This is a genomic window from Fibrobacter sp. (assembly GCA_012523595.1).
GTDB lineage: Bacteria > Fibrobacterota > Chitinivibrionia > Chitinivibrionales > Chitinispirillaceae > JAAYIG01.
Map to the genome: position 1 here is coordinate 1 of JAAYIG010000223.1, position 21,114 is coordinate 21,114.

Here is a 21,114-nt window from a genome sequence, read left to right on the forward strand (position 1 = left end):
GGAAAGTTCAACTGGAAGGGGCGGGAGTTTTCGCGTACAGTGGGTTCGCATGAGTGATGTGGAGACAAGTGCATTGCTTGTAAATTAGCACCAGTCACCCAGGACATCATGCCTGTGAAAACAGGCATCCAGTTCCTTTCCTGGGTTCCTGCTTTCGCAGGAACGACGCAAAAGTAAAGGTGTTGCTTGTAAATAAACCTGCTACCCCGGGGTGCCATTAATTGGTAATACTTATATATAAAGCAACATCATTCTCCGACATAATAGACCACTGATATCCATTAAGCCTCAAAGTATCGAGCAGCCCCTTAAAGCGGGGCGAATCGAATTCTTTCCTTGTAAGAACAAGAAGCCCCGGATTGAAGTGTTTCTGGGCTGTGATCATATCATCCGCACCGAAAAGCGACTGGATCCCTATGCACCGCAGGTTCGTTGCAAAGTTCAATTGTGCCAGACGCCCTGCGTAATAGATGTCTGAGCCTGAGATCTGTCTGTTCAGTTCAGAATAGTATTCCGAAGTGCTGTCACCGGGCTTAGCTTTGTAAATCCGCTCATAGTAACGGTGCGGATTGATCAGTGGAATGCCAAGCAGGAGTATAATAGCGGGTATTCCGTACAGCTTGATGTAATAGCTGTTCCTTCCGGTAAATCTTTCAAGAAGTGAGCTGGTTTCTCTGAAGAAGTATGAGATTCCGTAAGCATAAACAAACGGCAGGAACGGAGTGAAATATCTCACTCCGGCCCATCCATACAGCCTTGCTGTATAGGCACATGCAAGAAATGTAAAAAGGAAGGAACTGGTTATAAATCCGTTGTAAAAGGGGTGTTTACGAAAAGCTGCGATGAGGCATAAAAGGAGTGGGATGATATTGGAACCGTGTTCGAGAGAGTTAAGATTTTTTAAGAGCTGAGGGAGTCCCTGAAGTATCGATGTCAGGAAGAACTGGATACCATGTAGATTGATAAACTCGGAGAGGGAAAGAGTTGCCGGATCACTGTTACTGGTCCGGAGCAGTCCACCGGATCCTGCAACATGGAAAGGGTTTCCGAAATGCAGATAATTTCTTATTAGCCACGGAGAGATCACTACCAGAAAGATTGCTGTTGAAATAAGTAAGTATTTGTAACTTATCTGCCTGTTTTTTCTGATTAACAAAAAATACAGGCATAAAGCCGGCATAAACAGGATGGCATTTGGTCTGACCAGGTAAAGGATACCGGTGAGGAGGCCAATTGTTATCCACCATTTCAATTTGCTGTTATCCACTCTCGTTGAGACAAGTACGATAAGGGCCAGTATTGTGCCAAAGAGCACCTCAGTGTAGATCTCAGTGCTGTACATCAATTGAAGAAGTGAGAAAGCGGTGAGAGTATAAACTGTAAGGGCTGTGGGTTTCCCGTAAATCTTCTTTACAGAGAAGTAGATAAGGAGATTGAAGATAAGTGATATCGATGCGATTACCCACAGGCCGGTTGTGTAGGAGACTCCGAAGATGCGAAAAGCTGCGGCTAATAGAAGTGTCAGGGCTGGAAACCTGAAATCATCAGGGCGGGGGATGGCGTATGGTTTCAGAAAAGGGTATTCCAGCCATCGCGTGGTAAATCCGTTGCCGCGGGCCACCTCGGTGGCCACAGACAGCCACGACCCCTCATCACCGTAAGGTACTGTTTTCTGGTCTATTCTTTCCGAGAGAAGATGAACCTGAATACAGAATACTGTTGTGATAAAGATGATCTGGGCGGAGAAAGAGATGTATCTGTGAAGTTTTGCTTTATCAGCCCTCATAATCAATCCCAATTGTAACATGTATATTGTGTATTGTGCACAGAAAAAACCGTGGAAACAGTGGTATTCTGAATGTATTATTATTTCACATAGCATAAAAGACCCGGACAGCCTTTCACCTTCCGGTTTACTGATAAAGGGTTTTATGATCTCAACTTTTCACAGCAGTGATTTTGCCTCCATTGAGGAACTGATTGAATTTAAAGCATCCGGAAATAAATCCATAAGTGTGGTAATTCCCGCTCTCAATGAGGCTGCCACAATTGGCACCATAATCTCTTATATCAGGCAGCATTTCATGGAGGAGTTCAGTCTGGTTGATGAGATAGTGGTTATGGATGGGCTGTCGGAGGACCGGACTGTGGAAATTTCCCGGGAAGAGGGGGCTCGGGTTTACAATCCCGATGAGGCAGGTCCGCCGCTTTCCCAGAAAGGGAAAGGAGTCTCATTATGGAAGTCTCAATTTGTCACCAGCGGAGATATCGTAATATTTATTGATTCCGACATTCTGGATTTTGACCGTCGTTTCATTTGCGGGCTTGTGGGTCCGCTTCTCTGTTATGAGAATTTGAGCTTTGTCAAGGCTTTCTACCAGCGTCCGCTTCTTCTGGGATCGGACATTTATGATAATCAGGGAGGGAGAATAACCGAGATTCTGGTCCGTCCGCTGCTAAGTGCCCTGGTTCCTCCCCTGGCCTGGATCTATCAGCCTCTCTCCGGCGAATACGCTGTCAGGCGTACCCTTTTAGAAAAGCTCCCTTTCTGGTCGGGGTATGGTGTGGAGATAGGTCTTCTCATGGATATGTATTCTATGTATGGTCTTTCCTGTATAGCACAGGTAGACATGGATATACGCTGTCACAGAAACAGAAATGTCAATGAACTCGGGAGAACCTCATTTGATATTTTGCAGGTGATTCTCTCGAAACTCCAGAGACAGGGTGTCATAAGCATGAAAGAACTGAGCAGAACGCTTCTCACGGTGAGAGATAATAATTTTGAGGAGACTCTCAGTCAGGAAATAGAACTGCCAGCCCGTATAACCATATCCGGAGATTTTAACAATGGATAATCTTGCCGATCTTTCCTTACCAGTGCTTGTGGCGATAGTATTTGTATTACTGGTGTTGATCATTTTGTTGAAGGGATTTCGCTTGCCCGGGGATTTCTTCAGGCGCGAGCAGAGACGAAGCTATATCCGTAAAAGACTCAAGATCACCGAAGATGAGCGGTTGGTCTTTACTGAAGAGGATGAGGAAAGTGAGGAGGAGGAAAAGGAAGAGGGCTGAGCTCCAAGTGTGTAAGGTGCCGATATTTGTTCTTCAGGTCGGTATCGGCATTGTCATCGAATATCTCCGCAATTAAATCGATAGCGATACCGATACCGACCCCGAATTAAAAAACGTTATCTTTTTCCATAATTAAATCAGTGTAATCCTCTTAATCAGTTTAATCAGTGGTCTCAGTGGTTATGTCAGTTGAATGAACACATTTGCCTTTTCGATCTCATCTTCTATGTTATCGAACAGAGTAGTAAGAGAAGTGTTTTCAAGACCCAGATTTTTCCAGACATTTTCCGCCATTGCGGGAATTTTATCATCCCCGCCATTGCCGTAGTCAAGAGATCTCACAAATATATCGGCGCAGTGTACAACCGCAGTGTTCATGTAATAGTCACGTGAGGGCAGGGGGCAGTGATGATACTTGATTGCGTTCTGAAGACTTTTGGGGAGATTCCATCGTTCAGCCAGCATGCCTCCAATCTCCTCGTGAGTAATATTGAAGAGCTTTTTTTCACTCTCATAAAACAGAATGCCCTCTTTTTTGCTCATCGAGTAGGCATCTATGAAATCTGCCGGAAGGAACTGGCAGAGGATCACTTTTCCGATGTCGTGGATCAGGCCGCCGATAAAACACTCTTCCTTATCCTTGTTGCCCAGGAATTTTGCTATTGATTGAGAAGCTGCGCCGCAGGCGATCGAATGCATCCAGAACTGCTCGAAGTCAAAATCCGCCAGATCAGAGGTGCCTTTTCTTCTGAAGACATCGAGTATGGATGCTGTGAGCACGATGTTTTTGACAGTTGAAAAGCCCAGGATTACTATTGCATGTGTGATAGTACTTATTCGTCCGGGAAAGCCGTAGAAAGCTGAATTAACCAGCTTCAGAACTTTTGAGGCAAGTGCCTGGTCGGTTGTGATTGCACGCCCGATCTCCTCGGCTGATGTCTTGGGGTTCTGAAGAAGCCGGGTTATCCTCTCGATGACTGTCGGTAAAGTAGAAATCGAGGAGATGTTCTCAATGGTCTTCTGTAAATCTTTCAGTGCCACAGTGGTTCCTATCTGCTCTTCTGAAGTCTGTACTGGTAAACCGTAACGAAAAGTTTTTTCATGATCGGGTTATTAATGACGTTTGAAAATTTCAGCATCAACTGATTTTTCAGCTCATCCGGCAATACTTCAACTTCTTTCTTCTTCTCCGGAGATTCTTCCTCACCCTCTACATACACGAAGGGGATTCCCCAGTTTGTCAATCTTCGCCCCATGGCTGTGGAGAGTTTGACGCCTTTGCCGAGAAGTATGTTACCTGAGGAACCGCAGATCTCCCGGGAAAGGACCATACCATCCTGAATGTCGGAAACCGGTATTTTTTTCATAGTGTGTCACCACTCTTTTTCAGAATTATACAACCTTGTGAAAGGAGTATCAATCATAACCTTGATCAGTTTGATTAAAGGATTACCCTGATATTTTATTGTACACCTGAGTATTTAGAATTAACATGAAGAAGAGAGATGTGTCAATAAAATCTGAAAAGAATCGGAAATGTAAGGACGGGGTATTAAAGTGTTTGATACCGGTACCGATACCGACACCGATGCCGATTCCGATAAGGATAAAGAGAATCGAGATGTAATCACCTGTTGAAAACCGGTAGACAGACACAAAAAACCATGGACAAATTGCTGCACCTTGTTTATACTCTGATGTGATAAGGATTTACAAATTACCTGCCGGATACGGAATGCCATGACAAAAGTCTTGATTCCCATTCTATTGCTTTGTGCTCCGGTTTTTTCCAGAAGCCTTATCGAGCAGATCGGCTGGAAAGGCGCTGATGCTGGAATTATTACCGCGCTTGTCCTTGCTCTGTTTTCAGGACTGGGTATTCTTCTGGCTCTTCATCTCAATGTCAGGGCTAAAGCCAGAGCAGATCAGAAGGAGCTCGAGCAGAACCTCTTTGAACAGTATTGTGAAAAGGCTGAGCTTAATAATATTGAAAGGACCCGGCTTCTTGAACTGCTTAAAAACGACAATACCGGTCATTCACATGTTATCTTTCAGTCAATAACGCTGTTTGAGAGATGCATCGATGCGGAGATAAAACATCTGATGAGCAGAAATCTCTCTCCGGAGGAGGTCGGGGATGAGGATCATCTGCTGTCAAGTATCAGAAAAAAACTCGGGTTCACCTATCTGCCCCTGGAGCATCCTCTGGTCTCCACCAGAAATCTTGAGATAGGGCTGATGGTTTCGGTTTTTGGAAAGGACAATAAAAACCCCCTGATCAACAAAGCAAGGGTTGTTCACAATTCAGAATTTTTCTTCCGGATTCAGTTCGATCCTGAAGCCGAGGATATGCCGGGGGTTGGACGTGGCCAGAATCTGCGTCTCGGGTTTGCGCGCAGAAATGATGGGGTTTACGGGATATCAGTGACGGTTTTCCGGGCCGGGGACAACTCATCGGTTGATTTTTACCACTCTCTGGATATCAGGCGAAACCAGTTGAGACAATTTGTGAGAGTGGAAGTGAGCCTGCCGCTGAGATTCCGGCTGATAAAGACAGAGAGTGATGAAAACAGGGCTCTGCATTTTGGAAAGCTTCTGGATTCAAGGATGGCTGATATAAGCGGTGGAGGATTGAGTTTTGTATACGAAAAGCCGATGGTGCCCGGAGATGTTATTTCCATGAATTTTCAATTGCCAAATTCAGCCTTTGCGGGAGTTACAGGAAAAGTCCTGAGAGTAAGCTTGCTTGAGGCAAAGATCGGAACCTTGTATAAACATCATATCCAGTTTACCAATTTTGAACAGAGAAACCGTGATAAAATAACAAAGTATGTGTTTGAAAAGCAGCGTCAGGCTAACCAGTGGCGTTAAGAGGTGAGGATGGATAAGCGACTTGATTTTGTAAATGAAATGCAGTGTCAGAGAGGCGGAGTTGTATTAAGGATTATAATTGCCTCTATCACCCTTGTGGCAATAGGAGGATTGATTTTTATTCTGCTTCACAACTATCAGCAGAAGCAGCAGATTTACCACAGAAAGGCCTTGTCCATAAGTGAGTATGGTCTCTTTCAAGCTTTGCAAAAAATAGGCGGGGAACCATCCTGGACAAAAGGAATTGAGAAAACACCCTATGAAGACGGGTGGTACAGGGTGGAAACCAATCAGTTCCTCAGCGGTGATACCATCTTTTTAGCAGTCAGATCCGAGGGGCACATTAAATCCATTACAGACACAAAGGAGTGTGTACTGAGACTGGAAATGTCGAGTGGCGATTCGGTCTGGATCAGACACAGCATGCACTGAGTCCTGGTTCCGGCAAAAGCAGTGTTTCCGGAATTGATTATTTATTTCCCTCAGGGCTATACTATATAATGGGGTCTGGAAGTCTTTTAATTCATCTATATTGGGGTGCTTTTAACTGCACTTTTTTTTACCTTTTTTTTTGTTGACAAAGATGCGATTGTTTGATAGATATTTAGATGTAAGTTGTTATATTACATTAGTTAGAACAATTATTTAAATTATTTTATGAAGTGATCAGAGATAGCTTATTGTTTCATAAAGGCAATGCTTGATGAATCTGTTTAAGAAGTTAAAGAGTGGTACTGCTACAGTCGGTCTTGACATCGGCCACCACTCTATCAAGCTTGTGAAACTGGTGCACAGGAAAGATGGCTATGTTCTTGAGGCTACCGGGATAAAGGATATTCTCCCGGGGACAATTGAGGGCAGTGATATAAAGAAGAGAGAACAGCTTATCGAGGCTGTAACTACTCTGGTTAATCAGTGTGATCCATCTATAGTCGAAGTGGTCATCTCCATGTCGGGGCATGGAATTATCTCCGATAAATTCAACTTCAAGATCGATCCCAATGAGAACGCAGAGGAGCTTATCCTGTGGGAGGCAGGGCAGAGGAGTCCGTTTGATGTCGATGATATCACTCTGGATTACAAGATACTGCACAGGAACCAGGAGACAAATGAGATAGAAGTGCTGCTGGTGGCCGCCAAAAACCAGATCATGCAAAGCTATATAGATCTGCTCTATGATGCCGGTTTGAAGCCGATAATAGTCGATGTGGATGCCTTTGCCATAAATAACTGCTACGCCATGGAATCCAGGGGGTTGAACCAGAATGGTGTTACAGCTCTGGTCAATATCGGGCATGATCTTACAAATGTAACATTTGTCAAAGATGGGGTCTACCATTCCACTAGAGATATCTCTACTGCCGGAGATTTCTTCAATAAGACCCTTCAGCGAAGTCTGGGTCTTACAAATGAGGAGGCTTTGCTTGCAATCAAAGGACGTACCTCATCGAGCTTCGATGTTACCAAATTCAAGCAGGGTATAGAATATGCGGCAGAGGAACTGTCCTCAGGAATAGATCTGGCCTTCTCCTATTTCAAAAGCTCTGAAAAAAGTGATTCAATTGATAGAATCGTTCTGTCCGGGGGTGGAGCATACATACCTAATCTGGTAGAGTTTCTTGAAAAACGTCATCAGGTTTCCGTCCAGACCTCAAATCCCCTCAGTTTTCTGCAGTATGATCCCGGTTTGTTCGGGAGTATGCAGCCTGAGAATATTTCAGCACTTCTCACCGTTGCGGTAGGACTCGCTCTGAGGAATGTCGAGGGATAATGATAGAGCGCATAGAAATAAACCTTTTGCCTGCTGAATACAGGATTCACAAGAGATCGATAAAGATCGGCCGTGAGGTCGCTTATCCTCTTATCGGACTTGCGATCCTTGCTGTTTCCCTGGCTTTTATGAGTCTCTATCTTCAGAATTCTATCAGCGGGCTTAAAAATGAAATTGCTGCGCTCGATCAGCAGATCCAGCAGAACCGTCCTATTCAAAATGAAATCAACCGTCTCAGAAGTGACAAGATTCAGATTGAAGAGAAAATAAGGGCTCTGGAGAGGATAAATGTAAATCGCGAGAAATGGGTCCGCCTGATGGAGGAACTTGCAGGAAGAATTCCGGAGTATACCTGGCTTGTATCTGTTAAGGAGGAGAATAGTACTCCCCCAGTTCTTCACATGGAGGGGCGTACCTACTCTTTTCCTGAGGTGGCCAATTATATGACCAGCCTCAAAGAGAGTGAATATGTAAACAGTGTGGATCTTTCCAATATAGAACAGATCGATCCCAAACAGAAGCTTTACAGGTTTTCGATCTCCTGTGTGATTAACCCCGATGTCAAACTCAGGGATTCAAGTGAGCCCTCTTCAACTCTTGCTTCAGGCGGGAGGGCGAGATGAAACTTTCGTTTGATCTGAAGAATCCACGTTTACGGATCCCGGCATTGATTGCTCTGATTGGTATTGGCGGCGGGTATTTATGGTTTCAGAACATCTATACACCCAATAAGCAGGAAATGGCAAAGCTTCAGCTCTCCTGCAATGCCAAGCAGGATACGCTCCGGACAGTGCTGGCACTCAAGCCACAGTTGAGTTCTCTGAAAAAAGAGCTCCAGTTCGCACAGGCCAAACTTGATTCTCTGAAATCAATCTTTCCGGATCAGAAGGAGATTCCAAAGCTGATACGGGAGATTACCAGTGTAGCCAGAGCTTCTGGCATAACCACCACCAGGTTCAACCCTCTTCCGGACGTGGAACGTGAATATTATGTTGAGAATCGTTATAATATAAGTGTTACAGGCGGATATCATGAACTGGCGGAATTTTTCGCTTTTCTGGCAAATTTCCCGCTGATAATCAACTTGACATCTGTAAACATTTCCACAAGTCCTGAAGGCTCCGGTCTGCAGGGCAGGGAAAATGAAGAGGATAATTCTTTTGTGCCAAGCATCGTTTCCTCTTTTGAACTGACAACTTTTTCGTCAAAAAAATAGATATGATCAGGAAAAGAGAAAAAACCGGAATAGTTCTGCCTTGCTTGATGCTCCTGCTGTTTGCTGCGGCTTGTGTGTGGGGTTCTGTTCCGATAATCTCTAAGATGACAGTAGCCGGTGGGGCAAGAGGGATCGCAATCTCAATCAGCAGCGATGCTCCCATCAAGGCTAATGTCAGCAGGAATGGAAGTACTGCTGTAAACATCACCTTCAGTGACTGTATCTATGGTCTCAAGGCTTATTCCTATGATTCATTTCCTCCTGGTGTTCCTTTAAAGCGGATTACTGTGAAGGAAAAGGATGGTTCGCAGGTAGTGATGACACTCAATATGAGTAAACCGCTTTCCGGGAAGATAAAGATCCAGCAGAAAGACAACAGGTTTCTGGCGCTTCTCAGCAGTGAGCCTGTAGAGGAGTTCAGATGGACTGCTTCGGTGCAGGATGGAGACACTGAACATGGAATCATGAAAGCCTCCGCTGATCCCTCCGGAATCGCCAGCCTGAAAGAGATTCGTTTTCTGCGCAGAGAGTATGTCGGGGAACTCTCCTTTCTCTTCGATAATCAGGTGACTGGTAAAATCAGAAAAAGCGGTGATTCACTTGTAGTGCTTTTCAGCACAGCGGTTAATGGTCTGGGAAAACAGTCTTTTGTACTCCCGGACGGAAGTCTTTACAAAAGAATAGATCTTCGCGAAAAGAAGATAGGTGAGAACACCTTTCTTGGTGCTGTTATCAGGCTCGATAAAAAAGCCGCATCCGGTACACCCGGTATTGCAAGCAGCCAGGAGAACGCGTTTTCTTTATTTACTTTTCTGCCGGAAGTCCGGAAGGCTTCTCTGTGGTCTTCTCAGAGAGGAGTTGAGTGGGATTATGAATTTTACACCCTGCCATCATATCCGATGGATCTCAAATCGATGGGTGAGAGGGCGGTAAAGGATGTTGAATCTCGGCAGGCTATCGGATCGACATTCAATGTAAATGAACGAGCAGAATCCAGCATGCCTGAAAAGAAACAGCCGCCTGTTGTATCCGGCAGTGTTTCCCCGGCGCCGGAAGAGAAAAAGCTGCCGGTAAATACGCGGAAGACTCTGGTTGTAGTTGCAGACAGGGTAAATTATCGCAATGCTCCATCGATGAGCGGAGCGGTTTCCGGAAGGCTTGAGATCGGAGAATTTCTGAATTTTGAGAAACAGGAGAATGGTTGGGTTTGTTTCTCAAGTGATAAGGGTAAGGGATGGGTGCTGGGGAGATTTGTCGTTGATAGCAGCAAAGTTTCTCAAGGCCAGTGGGAAAGGATAAAGGCTTCCAGAGTGCAGCCTGTTCAGGAGAGCAGGCCGGAAGAGCCTCAGGTGGCGGAAAGTCAAAGTCCAAAAAAAATAGAATCAATAGCCGATTCTGTTTTGGCAGCGCACACTCCCGGAACCAGGGTAATAAAATACAGCGCTTTCGGAAGGGATCCCTTTGTTGCGCTTAAAAAAGACTCCGTATCACACGGGGGCAAACCTTTTGTGGAGAATCTGAAACTTGTAGGTATATTGTTTGACAACACAGACCGTCTGGCTCTGCTTGAGGACAGGGTGAATAACAGAAGACCGTTTGCGCTGAGAGAAGAAGACCAGATCGATCATGGAAAAGTGCTTAAAATCTATAAGGACAAGGTTGTGTTTCTGTTGACAGAGTACGGGATTTCCCGGTCTTATACCATGCGCCTTAATAGTAATTCACGGCAGGAAGCGGGGAATTGATGAAAGCGGGAATTAGAACAAAGATACTGGTTGTAGCGGTCTGTTCCCTGGCTGTGGCACAGGGCTCTGTAAAGGCTCCGGCTGCTTCACAGGACAGGATTATAGATTTCTTCGAGGTGCACGATGCCGAGATCAAATCGGTTTTCAAGCAGTTGAGCGCCTACAGCGGAGTCGATATAGTGGTAAGTGAAAATGTCAAGGGAGTGGTGTCCCTTACTGTTACCAGCAAATCATGGGGAGAGATACTGGGTATTATCTGCAAAGTACACAATCTGGCCGCGACAAATGAAGGTTCTTATGTTTATGTGATGAATAACAGTGATTATATGAAACGCCAGATTGAAAATGCAACTGGAATACAGGCGACACAGGATGTCAGCCCGCTTAGACGTGAGCTTATCAGGATTAATCATGTCCCGGCAAAAGAGGTGATGGAATCGGTGGAGTCGCTTCTCTCACCACGTGGGAAAATCACACTTATAGCGCACAACAATTCGGTGATAATTTATGATTCCCATGAGCATATCTCACAGATCAAGAAAATGATAGCGGAACTTGACATCGAGGTAGCACAGGTCCAGATTTCATGCAAAATTATCGAGGTCAGTTCAGGGGCGATTCAGAGAATGGGAATCCACTTCGGCTACAGAACCGGCAGCTTTGAGGCATCACATCTTCCCCAGACCGGAATCGTAAGCGGCGCAATTGAGCGCCTTTCTTATGGCATAATAAGCCCTGAGAAATTTACCGCCGCTCTTGAGTACCTTTTTACGGATAATAAGGGTGAAATCATAGCACAACCGCAGATAACCACTATTGATAATAAAGAGGCAAGGATTTTCATGGGACAGCAGGTCCCGGTCAAGGTGCGTGACGAGGCTGGAAATACAGTGGTGCAGATGATAAATGCCGGTACTGCCCTTGTTGTTAGACCGCATATCTCCGGAGAGGGGCGAATACTGCTTGAACTGAGTCCCAAAAAAGAATCCTACACCATGGTTGAAGGGCAACCGGTTATTAACGAACAGAGCGCAACCACAAATGTCGTTGTATCAAACGGAGAAACAGTTGTAATCGCCGGACTGACTTCCAATGAGACAAGAAAAGTTGATGAGGGTATTCCCTTTCTGAAGGATATTCCGCTTCTTGGCAATCTTTTCAAAAGATCTGAGAAGAATGTGGAAAAGAAAGATCTTATAATTTTTGTCACTCCTCATGTAATTCAGAGCGGAACGGTTAATGCACCGGAACAGCTGCCCGCTGCTATAGAGGAGATAAGCGGTTCAAATCCCTGAAAATTGCTTCAGCCCCCTGTTTCTCTCGCGACCTGTAATAAAAAGGTGGCGGAGTTTTATTTTTTTCACTTTTATTTTGACACACCACGGCATATATTGTATACTCATCTCCTAAGTAGTAGCACCGGTTGTGGTATAACACTTTGATCCCTGAAGGAGCGGTTTTAATGATCTCCACCATCAGAAAGCGTGACGGAAAGCTTGTTCCTTACGATAATTACAAGATAGCAAATGCGATTTTCAAGGCAGCAGAGTCTGTCGGAGGGAAGGATTTTGGTCAGGCTCTTTCCCTTGCCAAAAGTGTTGAAGAAGCTCTGAACCGTAAATTTCATCCCAATTCTATTCCCGCGGTCGAAGAGATTCAGGACCTGGTAGAAAAAGTACTGATAGAACTGGGACATGCCCGTGTCGCAAAAGCTTTCATCCTTTACAGGGAACAACATCGGAGGATGCGCAGCACCCGTGATCTGGTTCTGGATATAGCCAACACCATGGACGGGTATCTCAAGATGGAAGACTGGAGAGTTCACGAGAACTCAAATGTCAACTACTCTCTCGGTGGACTTATCCTTCACAACAGCGGGGCTATTACTGCCAATTACTGGCTGGAAAATATTTACGGACACGACATCTCCACTGCTCATCGCAACGGGGATATGCATATCCATGATCTCTCCATGTTTTCTGGTTACTGTGCAGGGTGGTCACTGAGGCAGCTTATTGCAGAAGGCTTGGGGAAAGTAAAGAACAAAATCTCCTCAAAACCTCCCCGGCATCTCTCTACCCTTGTACAACAGATGGTTAATTTTCTGGGTGTGCTGCAGAATGAATGGGCTGGAGCACAGGCTTTTTCCTCTTTCGACACCTATCTTGCCCCGTTTGTGAGGGTTGATAATCTCTCTTACGAAGAAGTAAAGCAGCAGATACAGTCTTTTGTTTTCGGAGTCAATACTCCCTCAAGATGGGGTTCACAGGCTCCTTTTACCAATATCACCCTGGACTGGGTAGTTCCCGATGATCTTCGGGAACAGCCTGCTGTAGTTGGCGGTCAGCCACTGGATATCACTTACGGGGATTTCCAGAAAGAGATGGATATGATCAACAAGGCATTTCTGGAGGTGTTGATCGAGGGTGATGCTGACGGGCGCGGATTCTCCTATCCCATTCCTACGTACAATCTGACCAGAAATTTCAACTGGGAGAGTGAAAACGCCACACTGCTTTTCAAGATGACAGGGAAATACGGTACCCCTTATTTCCAGAATTTTATCAATTCAAAACTCAATCCCTCAGATGTGCGCTCCATGTGCTGCAGGCTGCAGCTTGATAAAAGAGAACTGCGTAACAGGGGAGGAGGCCTGTTCGGGTCAGATGAATTCACCGGCTCGATCGGTGTGGTAACAATCAATCTTCCAAGAATCGGATACCTTTCATCAACTAAAGATGATTACTTCAGGCAACTGGATCATTTCATGGATGTGGCCCGTGATTCACTTGAAATCAAGCGTAAAGTGATCACCAAGTTGATGGATCAGGGGCTTTTCCCCTACACTCAGAGATATCTGAGACACTGGAATAACCATTTTTCCACTATCGGCCTTATCGGAATGAACGAGTCTGCACTCAATTTCATGGGCAAAGACCTGACCACGCCGGAAGCACGTGAGTTTGCCATGGAGGTTCTCACATACATGCGCAACAGGCTGGTCAAGTACCAGGAAGACACTGGGCATCTATACAATCTGGAAGCAACGCCTGGAGAGGGTACCTCCTACAGGCTGGCCAAGATCGACAGGGTTAAGTTTTCCCGCATGTTAATCCCGGGCGGTGATAATCCTTTCTTTACCAATTCCACTCAGCTGCCGGTAAATGCTACTGATGATGTGTTCGATGCGCTTGACATGCAGAATGATATCCAGAAGCTGTATACGGGTGGCACGGTTTTCCATGCTTTTATCGGGGAATCGATAGATGATCCGGCAATGGTAAGGAAGCTTGTACAGAAGATAGCAAGCAACTATGAACTTCCATATTTCACCATAACCCCGACTTTCTCCATCTGTAACAATCACGGGTATCTTAAAGGGAAACAGTTCTCCTGTCCCAACTGCAGCGAGGAAACGGAGGTTTACTCCAGAATCGTTGGTTACTACAGGCCGGTCCAGAACTGGAATAACGGCAAGAAGTCGGAATTCAAGCTGAGGAAGCTCTTTACAGCCAGTGAAAAGAAAGTGCCTGAGACTGTCCAGGTCGTTCCGGAAACGGAAGAACAATGTCAGCCGCTTCAGGTGTAATCGCGTGGCAGAAGTATTCCTTCATTGATTTCCCGGGTACTATCAGCACGGTTCTGTTTTTCGGGGGCTGCAATCTTCGCTGCCCCTATTGCCACAATCCTGAAATTGTTCTGAACCGGCTTCCGGAGATACCGTTGACTGAAATCACCGGGTATCTTGATAAGAGAAAAGGTACTATCGAAGGTGTTGTACTCAGCGGCGGAGAACCCACTCTTCATGCCTCCCTTCCTGAAACCATAGCCCTGTTTCGCGATGCCGGATTCAAGATAAAACTCGACACAAATGGGCTTAATCCCGACATGGTGATCCGTTGCAGTCCCGATTATCTGGCTGTTGACCTGAAGACAAGTTTTGATAAGTATTCTTTGCTTGGATGCGGCCTGCCCGATACCAGAGAGAGAATAGAGAAGACATTGGAGATCGCCAGGTCGATGGGGCTGGATGCTGAGGTGAGGATAACAGTTGCCCCGAAAATTACAGACGATGAATCGATAAGAAAAATGGCTGAAGTTCTGAAGGGAATTTACCGCGTTTATCTTCAGCCGGTTCAGTTGAATGTGCCACTGCTCGATCCATCTTTTGCTGAGACCCTCCCGCTGACCACAGAGACAATTGAGACCTTCCGGAAAGTGATTGCGGAGGTTGTCGATTATTGCGAAATCAGGACCACTGATTAATCTGATTGGGATTTGTCTTAAACTATGATTAATCTGATTAACCTGATTTAATCAGGGATAAAGGGTATGGGAGGAAGGCTTACCATCCGAGAATGACCGGAATGAGGTAATTCCTTTGCTGAGGAGAAAATTGATCATTTCAGGAAATGCTTTTGCCACCATTTTGGGATCGTGGGCATCGGAGCCGGTCGTGATTGGGGCGTTGAATTGACTGATCTGATCGATAAGGAAATCGAAAGGATCGAAATCCTGGTTTCCCTTTGCTCTTGAAAAGATGAATCCATTTGCATTGATTTCGATACATCGGTCAGATTGCAGTGCAGTTTGTACTGTCTGGCTGATTTCCGAGAGCATCTCTTCGTGTTCGTTAACCGGCCAGTTTACGTATCTCCAGATGAAATCGAGGTGTGCCAGAGAGTGGAAAAGTCCGCTTTTCAGAGCAGCTCTGGAGAGACGGAAGTATTCTTTGTAGACCTCTGAATTTTCGGTGTTTGCGTGGTAATCAGATAGATGCTTCCATCCGAACCTGGGGATACAGTGGATGGAACAGAGGCAGAAGTCAAGTGTGAAATTGTCGAAAAAAGGAGCAAGCAGGTCTTCCGCACCCTCTATGTAATCGATTTCCAGCCCGATTTTCACTGCGATACGGTCTGAGTAGATTTCCCGGAGATCGGATAACTCAGCATAGTAGCGTACCAGTTCTCTTTCATCCATTCCCCAGTCCCAGTATCTTCTCTTCTGGGCAGGGGTGAGATAATAGCGGCCAAGGTGATCAGTGAAGCCTATTTCCTGAATCCCGTTCTCGATTGCTGAATCGATGTAATGAATTATCTTCCCGTGTGCATGGCCGCAGTAGGGGGTGTGAACGTGGTAATCGACTCTCATCTATCCCTTACACATTGACAGTTGCGGTTTTGTTGATTCCCAGAGGGATAGCATGTTTGAGTAGAGGATCGATGTGTTCGTCGATGAATTCCCGTACCTGAGAGGGTGCCCTTCCCACAAATTCAGAGACATCGAGAAGCTTTCCAAGTTCCTGCTTTGACAAGCCGAAAGTTGGATCCGAGGCTATTCTGTCCAGAAGGTCATTGGGTTTGCCCTCCAGCTTGACCTTACGGGCAGATTCCATGGAATGCACTCTGATCTGCTCATGCAATACCTGCCGGTCACCGCCTTTTTTAACTCCCGCCATGATAATATTTTCTGTGGCCATAAAAGGCAGTTCTTCCTCGATGTGCTTTGAGATGACTTTGGGATATACTACCAGCCCGTCGGACACATTGATCGCTATCATCAGGCAGGCATCGGCAGCCAGAAATGCTTCAGGAATGGTGAGCCTTTTGTTCGCGGAATCATCGAGAGTCCTCTCAAACCACTGTTCTGCCGCGGTCATCGCTGGAGACTGGCATAGGGAGATGATATATCTGCAAAGGGAAGTCATCCGTTCAGATCTCATCGGGTTCCGTTTGTAAGCCATGGCTGAGGAGCCGATCTGGGTTTTTTCGAAGGGTTCTTCTATCTCTTTGAGATTCTGCAGCAGGCGGATATCGTTTGCCATCTTGTGGAGCGACTGGGCAAGACCTGAGAGAAGAGAAAGGGCAGTGAAATCCAGCTTGCGGGTGTAAGTCTGCCCGCTTACCGGGATTACCTTCTCAAATCCCATCATGGAAGAAACTTTTTTATCGAGTGCCTTCACCTTCTCATTGTCACCATCGAAGAGGGCAAGAAAGCTTGCCTGGGTACCGGTTGTTCCCTTTACACCCAGAAAAGGAATATTGTTCATGAAGTCTTCTATTGCCTGAAAATCAAGCATCAGGTCGTAAAGCCAGAGGGATGCGCGTTTACCTACAGTTGTTAATTGCGCCGGCTGGAAGTGGGTAAAACCCAGGGTTGCTGTATCAGAATATTTCAGAGCAAAATCTCTCAATACCTGAAGCAGGCCGCTTAGACGGGAGAGAATCAGTTTCAGTGCGCTCCTCATCTGGATGAGATCTGTATTGTCACCCACAAAAGCGCTTGTAGCACCAAGGTGTATTATTGGTTTTGCGTTAGGGCAGCAGGTCCCGTATGTGTATACATGAGCCATTACATCATGACGGGTTTTCGATTCAAAGTTACGAGCCAGTTCAAAATCTATGTTATCGACATGGTATCGCATCTCCTCAATCTGCTTATCGGTGATTGAGAGTCCCAGTTCTTTTTCTGCCTCAGCCAGTGCTACCCAGAGCTTTCTCCAGGTGGAGAATTTGTTCTGTGGAGAAAAGATAAAAGACATATCCGCAGAAGCATATCGTTCCAGCAGTGGATTCTGGTACTCGTACATCGATTCCTGACACATTGGCAGATCCTTCTGATCAATGGGTTAAAAAGAAGAAAAATACACTTTGCTCTATTATATTATTGATACAAAGATCTCTTCCAGTGGAAAAACTTGAACGGGGATTCTGGTAAAGTTATTTTCTTAATCCATCCTGTGCTTAATTGAACATTCAAAAAGGGAGTGAAAAATGCGGTCCCGACTAATCCAGGTACTCAGTACAATTGTGCTGGCGGTTTTTGTTCAGGTTCAGGCCCAGTCGATAGAGAGTCTGATGTTATCCGGACAGGAGATGTTGCAGAATGGCGCTTTCAGCCAGGCTGTAACCCAGTTCCGTAAGGTTATTCAGATGGAGCCCAGTAATTTTGAGGCTCAATTTAATCTGGCTTTCGCCTATTTAGGATGGGGGAGGAACTCAAATGCTGTTGAGGAGTTCAAAAAAGCTATGCGTCTGCAGCCCAGAAATTCCCAGGTTTGGGCAAATCTTGCTATTGCCTATGAGAACCTGGGAAAGAGCCAGGATGCCATAAACGCACTTTATCAGGCGGTACAGCTCGATCCGCAGAATATCACCGCCCGTATGAACCTGGCTGCGATGTATGCCAATGCAAATGCTCACAGCAAGGCGGTTGCCCAGTATAAGGAGGTAATTTCCCTTGACGGTATGAATGAGGAAGCCTTGACAAATCTTTCCAAATGTCTTATTGCTCTGGGGAAAACCGATGAGGCTAAAGGGTATCTGAAGCAGGCAATCGCGGCTAACCCTAATAATGGTGATGCGCACTGGGAACTGGGAAATATTGCCTGGAAAAAGGATAATGACAGGGAGAAGGCCATTTCTGAGTATAAACTGGCGATAACTGTTCAGCCAAACGGTGCACATTTCTATGAAAACCTGGCTCTTGCCCTGGAAGACAAAGGGGACAAAGCGGGTGCAATCGATGTTCTGAAAAAATCTCTTATCTACACCGATGACGCACTGAAGAAAGAGAAGATCAAGGAGAAAATCGAGCTGCTGGAAAAAGGTGATACCGCAAATGCTAAAAAGGCCGATGATTCGGACACCAAGCTGACTACCAAGAGCCAGATCAACGATCTCAGGAAAGAACTTGGCAAGGGAGAGAAGAGCAGTGAAACACAGAGAATAAACACTGCACCTATCGATGTCATGGGAGATCTTAATGACCTCAATGTTGATGATGGCGGCAGCACCCTTGATCTCAAGAGTGAAGCAAAGAAAAGAGCCGAGAAAAAATAAGACAGATCATTCGCTGCAGGGGAAAGAGAATTCCCCTGCAATTCCCCTTTTTTTTTAATCTCAAGTTGATTCCTTACCGCTCATATCGTAACTACCTGAAGTCAAAGTTTGGAAAGCCGGTCCTGAAAGTGCCTGTAAGCGGTGGATTTTCCTGTCCTAACCGTGATGGTACCATAAGCTCAAAAGGCTGTATGTTTTGTGATAATGTGTCATTCAGCCCCGCAGCTTTGAACGAATCCTCTCCAGTGGATCAATTACTGAAAAAATGCGGAACCGGAAAATTCCAGGCGTTTCTTCCATACCTGCAGCCATTCTCAAACACTTACGGTTCAGTCGAGCGGCTTAAAGAGGTTTACGAACCACTTCTAGCCGTTCCCGGGGTTATTGGACTTGCAATCGGAACACGTCCGGATTGTTTTAACGAATCTGTTTACAAATATCTGGAAAGCCTTGCAGGAAGGGCCTATCTCTGTGTTGAGCTTGGATTGCAGAGTTCAAATGACAAGACACTCGAGAGGATTAACAGAGGACATTCTTTCAGGGATTTCTTTGCTACTGTAAACCGGTTGAATAAACTGGGGATCGAAACCGCGGCCCATCTTATGATGGGACTACCGGGGGAGAGTAGAAAGGAGATGGTGCAGACTGTGAAAGATATTTCGGAGCTTCCGGTAAACGGAGTAAAGATTCATCAGTTGATGGTCATCCGGGGGACAGCTCTCGAAGCTCTTTACAAAAGTGGAGAACTGAGTGTGCTGGAGCTTGAGGATTATTCACAGATTCTCTGTGATGTGCTGCCGTTACTTAGACCCGACCAGCTCATCCATCGTCTGATGGCAGACTCCAGGCCTGAACTGGGGCTGATCGCACCATTGTGGAGTGCGGACAAAGCATCATCAATGGCTTTCATTCAGAATCGCCTTAAAAACAGCTCAGTTTAATTCATCGCTTTCACTTCGAAATCATCATAGTCTGCCGAGGCAATGGAATTGGTATTATCGGAATCACTGAGAATCGCAATTCCCTCTACCGGCGGTGGTTCTTTACCGAAGAGACGCTTGTAGTCTGCTCTGATGTCGACACGTTCGGAAACCCATTTGCCGGTCTCTTCATTCCCGCTTCTCAGAACTATTATTTTGGCGTTCTTGTTGTAGGGGCTGGAGATAACAGTTCCCACCTGAAGTGAAGAACTCCACACGTATTTCAGGATATTGTTCAGTTTGAAGTTGCCCTTGAAGACAATGTACACAGATGCGCCGCTGTCGTTTTTGTCTTTTCTGGTTTCATTGCCGCCATCGGGGAGCTGGTTGATTCTCCATTTCCAGGAAAGATGCGGGTATTGCTGTGCTGAGAACCTGAAGAGTTTTCCGAGGCTGGTGCATCCGCCTTTGGTGAAGATTCTGGTGAAAGAGTTCTGATTTTCCTGTTTGACAGAAAACATGGAGATATCATTTCTGCTTGGCCTCCATCCATAGGGTACTCTGTTGCCTTTTGTGACTGAGAAGGTGTCGACAACCAGAGTTTGTGGTTTTGTGTCAACCGAAGCTGAGGATATGGAGGAAAGAAGGAGGAGTGCTGATGAGAAGAGTGATAAAGGTGAGTACATATTTCTACAGGGTATCATTTTTCTACAGGGTATCATTAAGATTTTGCCTTGGGGTTGAATGAGTTTATGTATTTGTGTAAGAATCCCCCCGTTGGAAGCGCCCCCCTTATAAAAGGGGCAGGAGGGGGATTCTTCTCTTAAATCTACTAGCAATCCGCGTGTAGGAATTCGGAGTGGCAATCTGTTTATTTTCACTTCGTCTCTGATGCCTCTTTGACCAAACCCCATGGCAATCATGTCAGGAGTTCATATAAAAAAATCCCATTTCCTGTTTAAAATCATGACAATTCCATAATCATGCGGATCATGGTTAAGGTTTGACTCCCAATCCCATAAATAGTAGAATTTTACAGTAGTACAATCACGGAGGGAAAAAGGTGAAAATTGAAACATATGCTCACGGGAAATATCAGGTTTTAAGGATCCAGGAAGATAACAAAAATATCAGTAATCTTTCTGAACTTAAGGACCTGATTGGCGGTTATCTCGGGCGTGGAAAAGTACATATAGCGGTGAGTTTCTGTGATGCCTCCTATATTTACAGCGGGGCGATAAGTGTGCTGGTTGATTGTTACAAAAGGATACGTGAAAAGGGAGGATCACTCTGCATTCTTGAGCCTGATCCCGGTTTGTTTGACATACTGGAAACACTCAATATTGACCGGGTGATCAATATCTATGTTTCCGAGCAATATCTTCCGCAATGATCATGGTACCAGTCTCAAGGGCCTGAGTGCACGGAAATTGTTATAACAGAATGGTTTTTGTGATGGAGCAGGGGAGATTCCTGCCGGTTTAATCTTCTCTCCGGTATTCTCAGATACAATTGGCAACTGCACTACTGTCCCTGGTACAAGCCTGTTAAGATCGATCTCTTTGTTGTATTTTTTTAAAAGCCACAGGGGAATGATGTTTTCGCCCTTGTGGCAGAGATCCCAGAGGGTTTCTCCTCTTTCAATTGTGTGCTGCTTGAGATCACTGACCATGTA

The 21,114-nt window shown here is 45.5% G+C and carries 21 protein-coding genes; 14 read left to right on the forward strand and 7 right to left on the reverse strand.

From position 1 onward, the window contains the following. Window positions 1-217 precede the first annotated feature (217 nt). Window positions 218-1,786 (reverse strand): hypothetical protein, encoded by a 1,569-nt coding sequence (locus GX089_15940; GenBank protein ID NLP03985.1) that lies wholly within the window; start codon window positions 1,784-1,786, stop codon window positions 218-220. Between the two features lie 145 nt (window positions 1,787-1,931). On the opposite strand from GX089_15940, the gene GX089_15945 reads away from it, so the two are divergent. Continuing rightward, window positions 1,932-2,858: a glucosyl-3-phosphoglycerate synthase gene (locus tag GX089_15945; GenBank protein NLP03986.1), complete on the forward strand. Its 927-nt coding sequence runs from the start codon at window positions 1,932-1,934 to the stop codon at window positions 2,856-2,858. After that, a complete protein-coding gene (locus tag GX089_15950) occupies window positions 2,851-3,075 on the forward strand; it encodes a hypothetical protein (protein NLP03987.1) in 225 nt (74 codons plus the stop codon). The genes GX089_15945 and GX089_15950 overlap by 8 nt, the downstream gene beginning before the upstream one ends. 180 nt (window positions 3,076-3,255) lie before the next feature. On the opposite strand, the gene GX089_15955 is transcribed toward GX089_15950, so the two are convergent. After that, window positions 3,256-4,116 (reverse strand): HDOD domain-containing protein, encoded by an 861-nt coding sequence (locus GX089_15955; GenBank protein NLP03988.1) that lies wholly within the window; start codon window positions 4,114-4,116, stop codon window positions 3,256-3,258. Between the two features lie 8 nt (window positions 4,117-4,124). Further along, the gene (locus tag GX089_15960) at window positions 4,125-4,442 is read right to left on the reverse strand and encodes a hypothetical protein (protein NLP03989.1); all 318 of its coding nucleotides are present in this window, start codon (window positions 4,440-4,442) and stop codon (window positions 4,125-4,127) included. Window positions 4,443-4,815: 373 nt separating this feature from the next. Between GX089_15960 and GX089_15965 the strand changes: the two genes are divergently transcribed. From GX089_15965 to GX089_16005, 9 genes are all read left to right on the forward strand, one after another. After that, a complete protein-coding gene (locus GX089_15965; protein NLP03990.1) occupies window positions 4,816-5,946 on the forward strand; it encodes a PilZ domain-containing protein in 1,131 nt (376 codons plus the stop codon). A gap of 9 nt (window positions 5,947-5,955) precedes the next feature. Further along, window positions 5,956-6,378 carry a hypothetical protein gene (locus GX089_15970; GenBank protein NLP03991.1) on the forward strand — a complete coding sequence of 141 codons (423 nt, stop codon included), beginning with the start codon at window positions 5,956-5,958 and terminating at the stop codon, window positions 6,376-6,378. Window positions 6,379-6,649: 271 nt separating this feature from the next. Further along, on the forward strand, window positions 6,650-7,717 hold the full coding sequence (gene pilM, locus GX089_15975) for a type IV pilus assembly protein PilM (protein NLP03992.1): 1,068 nt from the start codon (window positions 6,650-6,652) through the stop codon (window positions 7,715-7,717). Then, the gene (locus GX089_15980; GenBank protein ID NLP03993.1) at window positions 7,717-8,340 is read left to right on the forward strand and encodes a hypothetical protein; all 624 of its coding nucleotides are present in this window, start codon (window positions 7,717-7,719) and stop codon (window positions 8,338-8,340) included. The genes pilM and GX089_15980 overlap by 1 nt, the downstream gene beginning before the upstream one ends. After that, window positions 8,337-8,933, forward strand: coding sequence for a type 4a pilus biogenesis protein PilO (gene pilO, locus GX089_15985; protein ID NLP03994.1), 597 nt, complete (start codon window positions 8,337-8,339; stop codon window positions 8,931-8,933). Before GX089_15980 ends, pilO begins: the two co-directional genes overlap by 4 nt. 2 nt (window positions 8,934-8,935) lie before the next feature. Further along, complete coding sequence (locus GX089_15990) at window positions 8,936-10,678, forward strand: SH3 domain-containing protein (protein NLP03995.1); 1,743 nt, start codon at window positions 8,936-8,938, stop codon at window positions 10,676-10,678. After that, window positions 10,678-11,973: a hypothetical protein gene (locus GX089_15995; protein ID NLP03996.1), complete on the forward strand. Its 1,296-nt coding sequence runs from the start codon at window positions 10,678-10,680 to the stop codon at window positions 11,971-11,973. The genes GX089_15990 and GX089_15995 overlap by 1 nt, the downstream gene beginning before the upstream one ends. Before the next feature lie 167 nt (window positions 11,974-12,140). Next, entirely contained in the window at window positions 12,141-14,267 is a 2,127-nt protein-coding gene (locus GX089_16000; GenBank protein ID NLP03997.1) for a ribonucleoside triphosphate reductase, read from the forward strand. Then, window positions 14,246-14,944, forward strand: a complete 699-nt coding sequence (locus GX089_16005; GenBank protein NLP03998.1) for an anaerobic ribonucleoside-triphosphate reductase activating protein — start codon at window positions 14,246-14,248, stop codon at window positions 14,942-14,944. The genes GX089_16000 and GX089_16005 overlap by 22 nt, the downstream gene beginning before the upstream one ends. 51 nt (window positions 14,945-14,995) lie before the next feature. Here the strand turns inward: GX089_16005 and GX089_16010 are convergent, their stop codons facing one another. Continuing rightward, a complete protein-coding gene (locus GX089_16010) occupies window positions 14,996-15,829 on the reverse strand; it encodes a histidinol-phosphatase (GenBank protein NLP03999.1) in 834 nt (277 codons plus the stop codon). Between the two features lie 7 nt (window positions 15,830-15,836). Continuing rightward, window positions 15,837-17,267 (reverse strand): adenylosuccinate lyase, encoded by a 1,431-nt coding sequence (locus tag GX089_16015; protein NLP04000.1) that lies wholly within the window; start codon window positions 17,265-17,267, stop codon window positions 15,837-15,839. 184 nt (window positions 17,268-17,451) lie between these two features. Here GX089_16015 and GX089_16020 point away from each other — a divergent pair, with 184 nt between their 5' ends. Together GX089_16020 and GX089_16025 are read left to right on the forward strand one after the other, a co-directional pair. Continuing rightward, window positions 17,452-18,519, forward strand: coding sequence for a tetratricopeptide repeat protein (locus GX089_16020; protein NLP04001.1), 1,068 nt, complete (start codon window positions 17,452-17,454; stop codon window positions 18,517-18,519). Window positions 18,520-18,584: 65 nt separating this feature from the next. Then, window positions 18,585-19,460 carry a TIGR01212 family radical SAM protein gene (locus GX089_16025; GenBank protein NLP04002.1) on the forward strand — a complete coding sequence of 292 codons (876 nt, stop codon included), beginning with the start codon at window positions 18,585-18,587 and terminating at the stop codon, window positions 19,458-19,460. On the opposite strand, the gene GX089_16030 is transcribed toward GX089_16025, so the two are convergent. Further along, complete coding sequence (locus GX089_16030) at window positions 19,457-20,125, reverse strand: DUF3047 domain-containing protein (GenBank protein NLP04003.1); 669 nt, start codon at window positions 20,123-20,125, stop codon at window positions 19,457-19,459. The two genes, GX089_16025 and GX089_16030, sit on opposite strands and share 4 nt — an antisense overlap. A gap of 377 nt (window positions 20,126-20,502) precedes the next feature. Here GX089_16030 and GX089_16035 point away from each other — a divergent pair, with 377 nt between their 5' ends. Further along, on the forward strand, window positions 20,503-20,832 hold the full coding sequence (locus GX089_16035) for an STAS domain-containing protein (protein NLP04004.1): 330 nt from the start codon (window positions 20,503-20,505) through the stop codon (window positions 20,830-20,832). Here the strand turns inward: GX089_16035 and GX089_16040 are convergent. After that, the coding region (locus tag GX089_16040) for a LysM peptidoglycan-binding domain-containing protein (protein ID NLP04005.1) at window positions 20,833-21,114 on the reverse strand (282 nt) is incomplete at its 5' end. It abuts the gene before it with no gap.

Coding starts and splice junctions, on each gene's coding strand:
- GX089_16020 (NLP04001.1), top strand. CDS start 17,452: ATGCGGTCCCGACTAATCCAGGTACTCAGTACAATTGTGCTGGCGGTT.
- GX089_16000 (NLP03997.1), top strand. CDS start 12,141: ATGATCTCCACCATCAGAAAGCGTGACGGAAAGCTTGTTCCTTACGAT.
- GX089_16005 (NLP03998.1), top strand. CDS start 14,246: ATGTCAGCCGCTTCAGGTGTAATCGCGTGGCAGAAGTATTCCTTCATT.
- GX089_15970 (NLP03991.1), top strand. CDS start 5,956: ATGGATAAGCGACTTGATTTTGTAAATGAAATGCAGTGTCAGAGAGGC.
- GX089_15995 (NLP03996.1), top strand. CDS start 10,678: ATGAAAGCGGGAATTAGAACAAAGATACTGGTTGTAGCGGTCTGTTCC.
- GX089_15980 (NLP03993.1), top strand. CDS start 7,717: ATGATAGAGCGCATAGAAATAAACCTTTTGCCTGCTGAATACAGGATT.
- GX089_15990 (NLP03995.1), top strand. CDS start 8,936: ATGATCAGGAAAAGAGAAAAAACCGGAATAGTTCTGCCTTGCTTGATG.
- GX089_16030 (NLP04003.1), bottom strand. CDS start 20,125: ATGTACTCACCTTTATCACTCTTCTCATCAGCACTCCTCCTTCTTTCC.
- pilM (NLP03992.1), top strand. CDS start 6,650: ATGAATCTGTTTAAGAAGTTAAAGAGTGGTACTGCTACAGTCGGTCTT.
- GX089_16010 (NLP03999.1), bottom strand. CDS start 15,829: ATGAGAGTCGATTACCACGTTCACACCCCCTACTGCGGCCATGCACAC.
- GX089_15960 (NLP03989.1), bottom strand. CDS start 4,442: ATGAAAAAAATACCGGTTTCCGACATTCAGGATGGTATGGTCCTTTCC.
- GX089_16015 (NLP04000.1), bottom strand. CDS start 17,267: ATGTACGAGTACCAGAATCCACTGCTGGAACGATATGCTTCTGCGGAT.
- GX089_15940 (NLP03985.1), bottom strand. CDS start 1,786: ATGAGGGCTGATAAAGCAAAACTTCACAGATACATCTCTTTCTCCGCC.
- pilO (NLP03994.1), top strand. CDS start 8,337: ATGAAACTTTCGTTTGATCTGAAGAATCCACGTTTACGGATCCCGGCA.
- GX089_15950 (NLP03987.1), top strand. CDS start 2,851: ATGGATAATCTTGCCGATCTTTCCTTACCAGTGCTTGTGGCGATAGTA.
- GX089_15945 (NLP03986.1), top strand. CDS start 1,932: ATGATCTCAACTTTTCACAGCAGTGATTTTGCCTCCATTGAGGAACTG.
- GX089_15965 (NLP03990.1), top strand. CDS start 4,816: ATGACAAAAGTCTTGATTCCCATTCTATTGCTTTGTGCTCCGGTTTTT.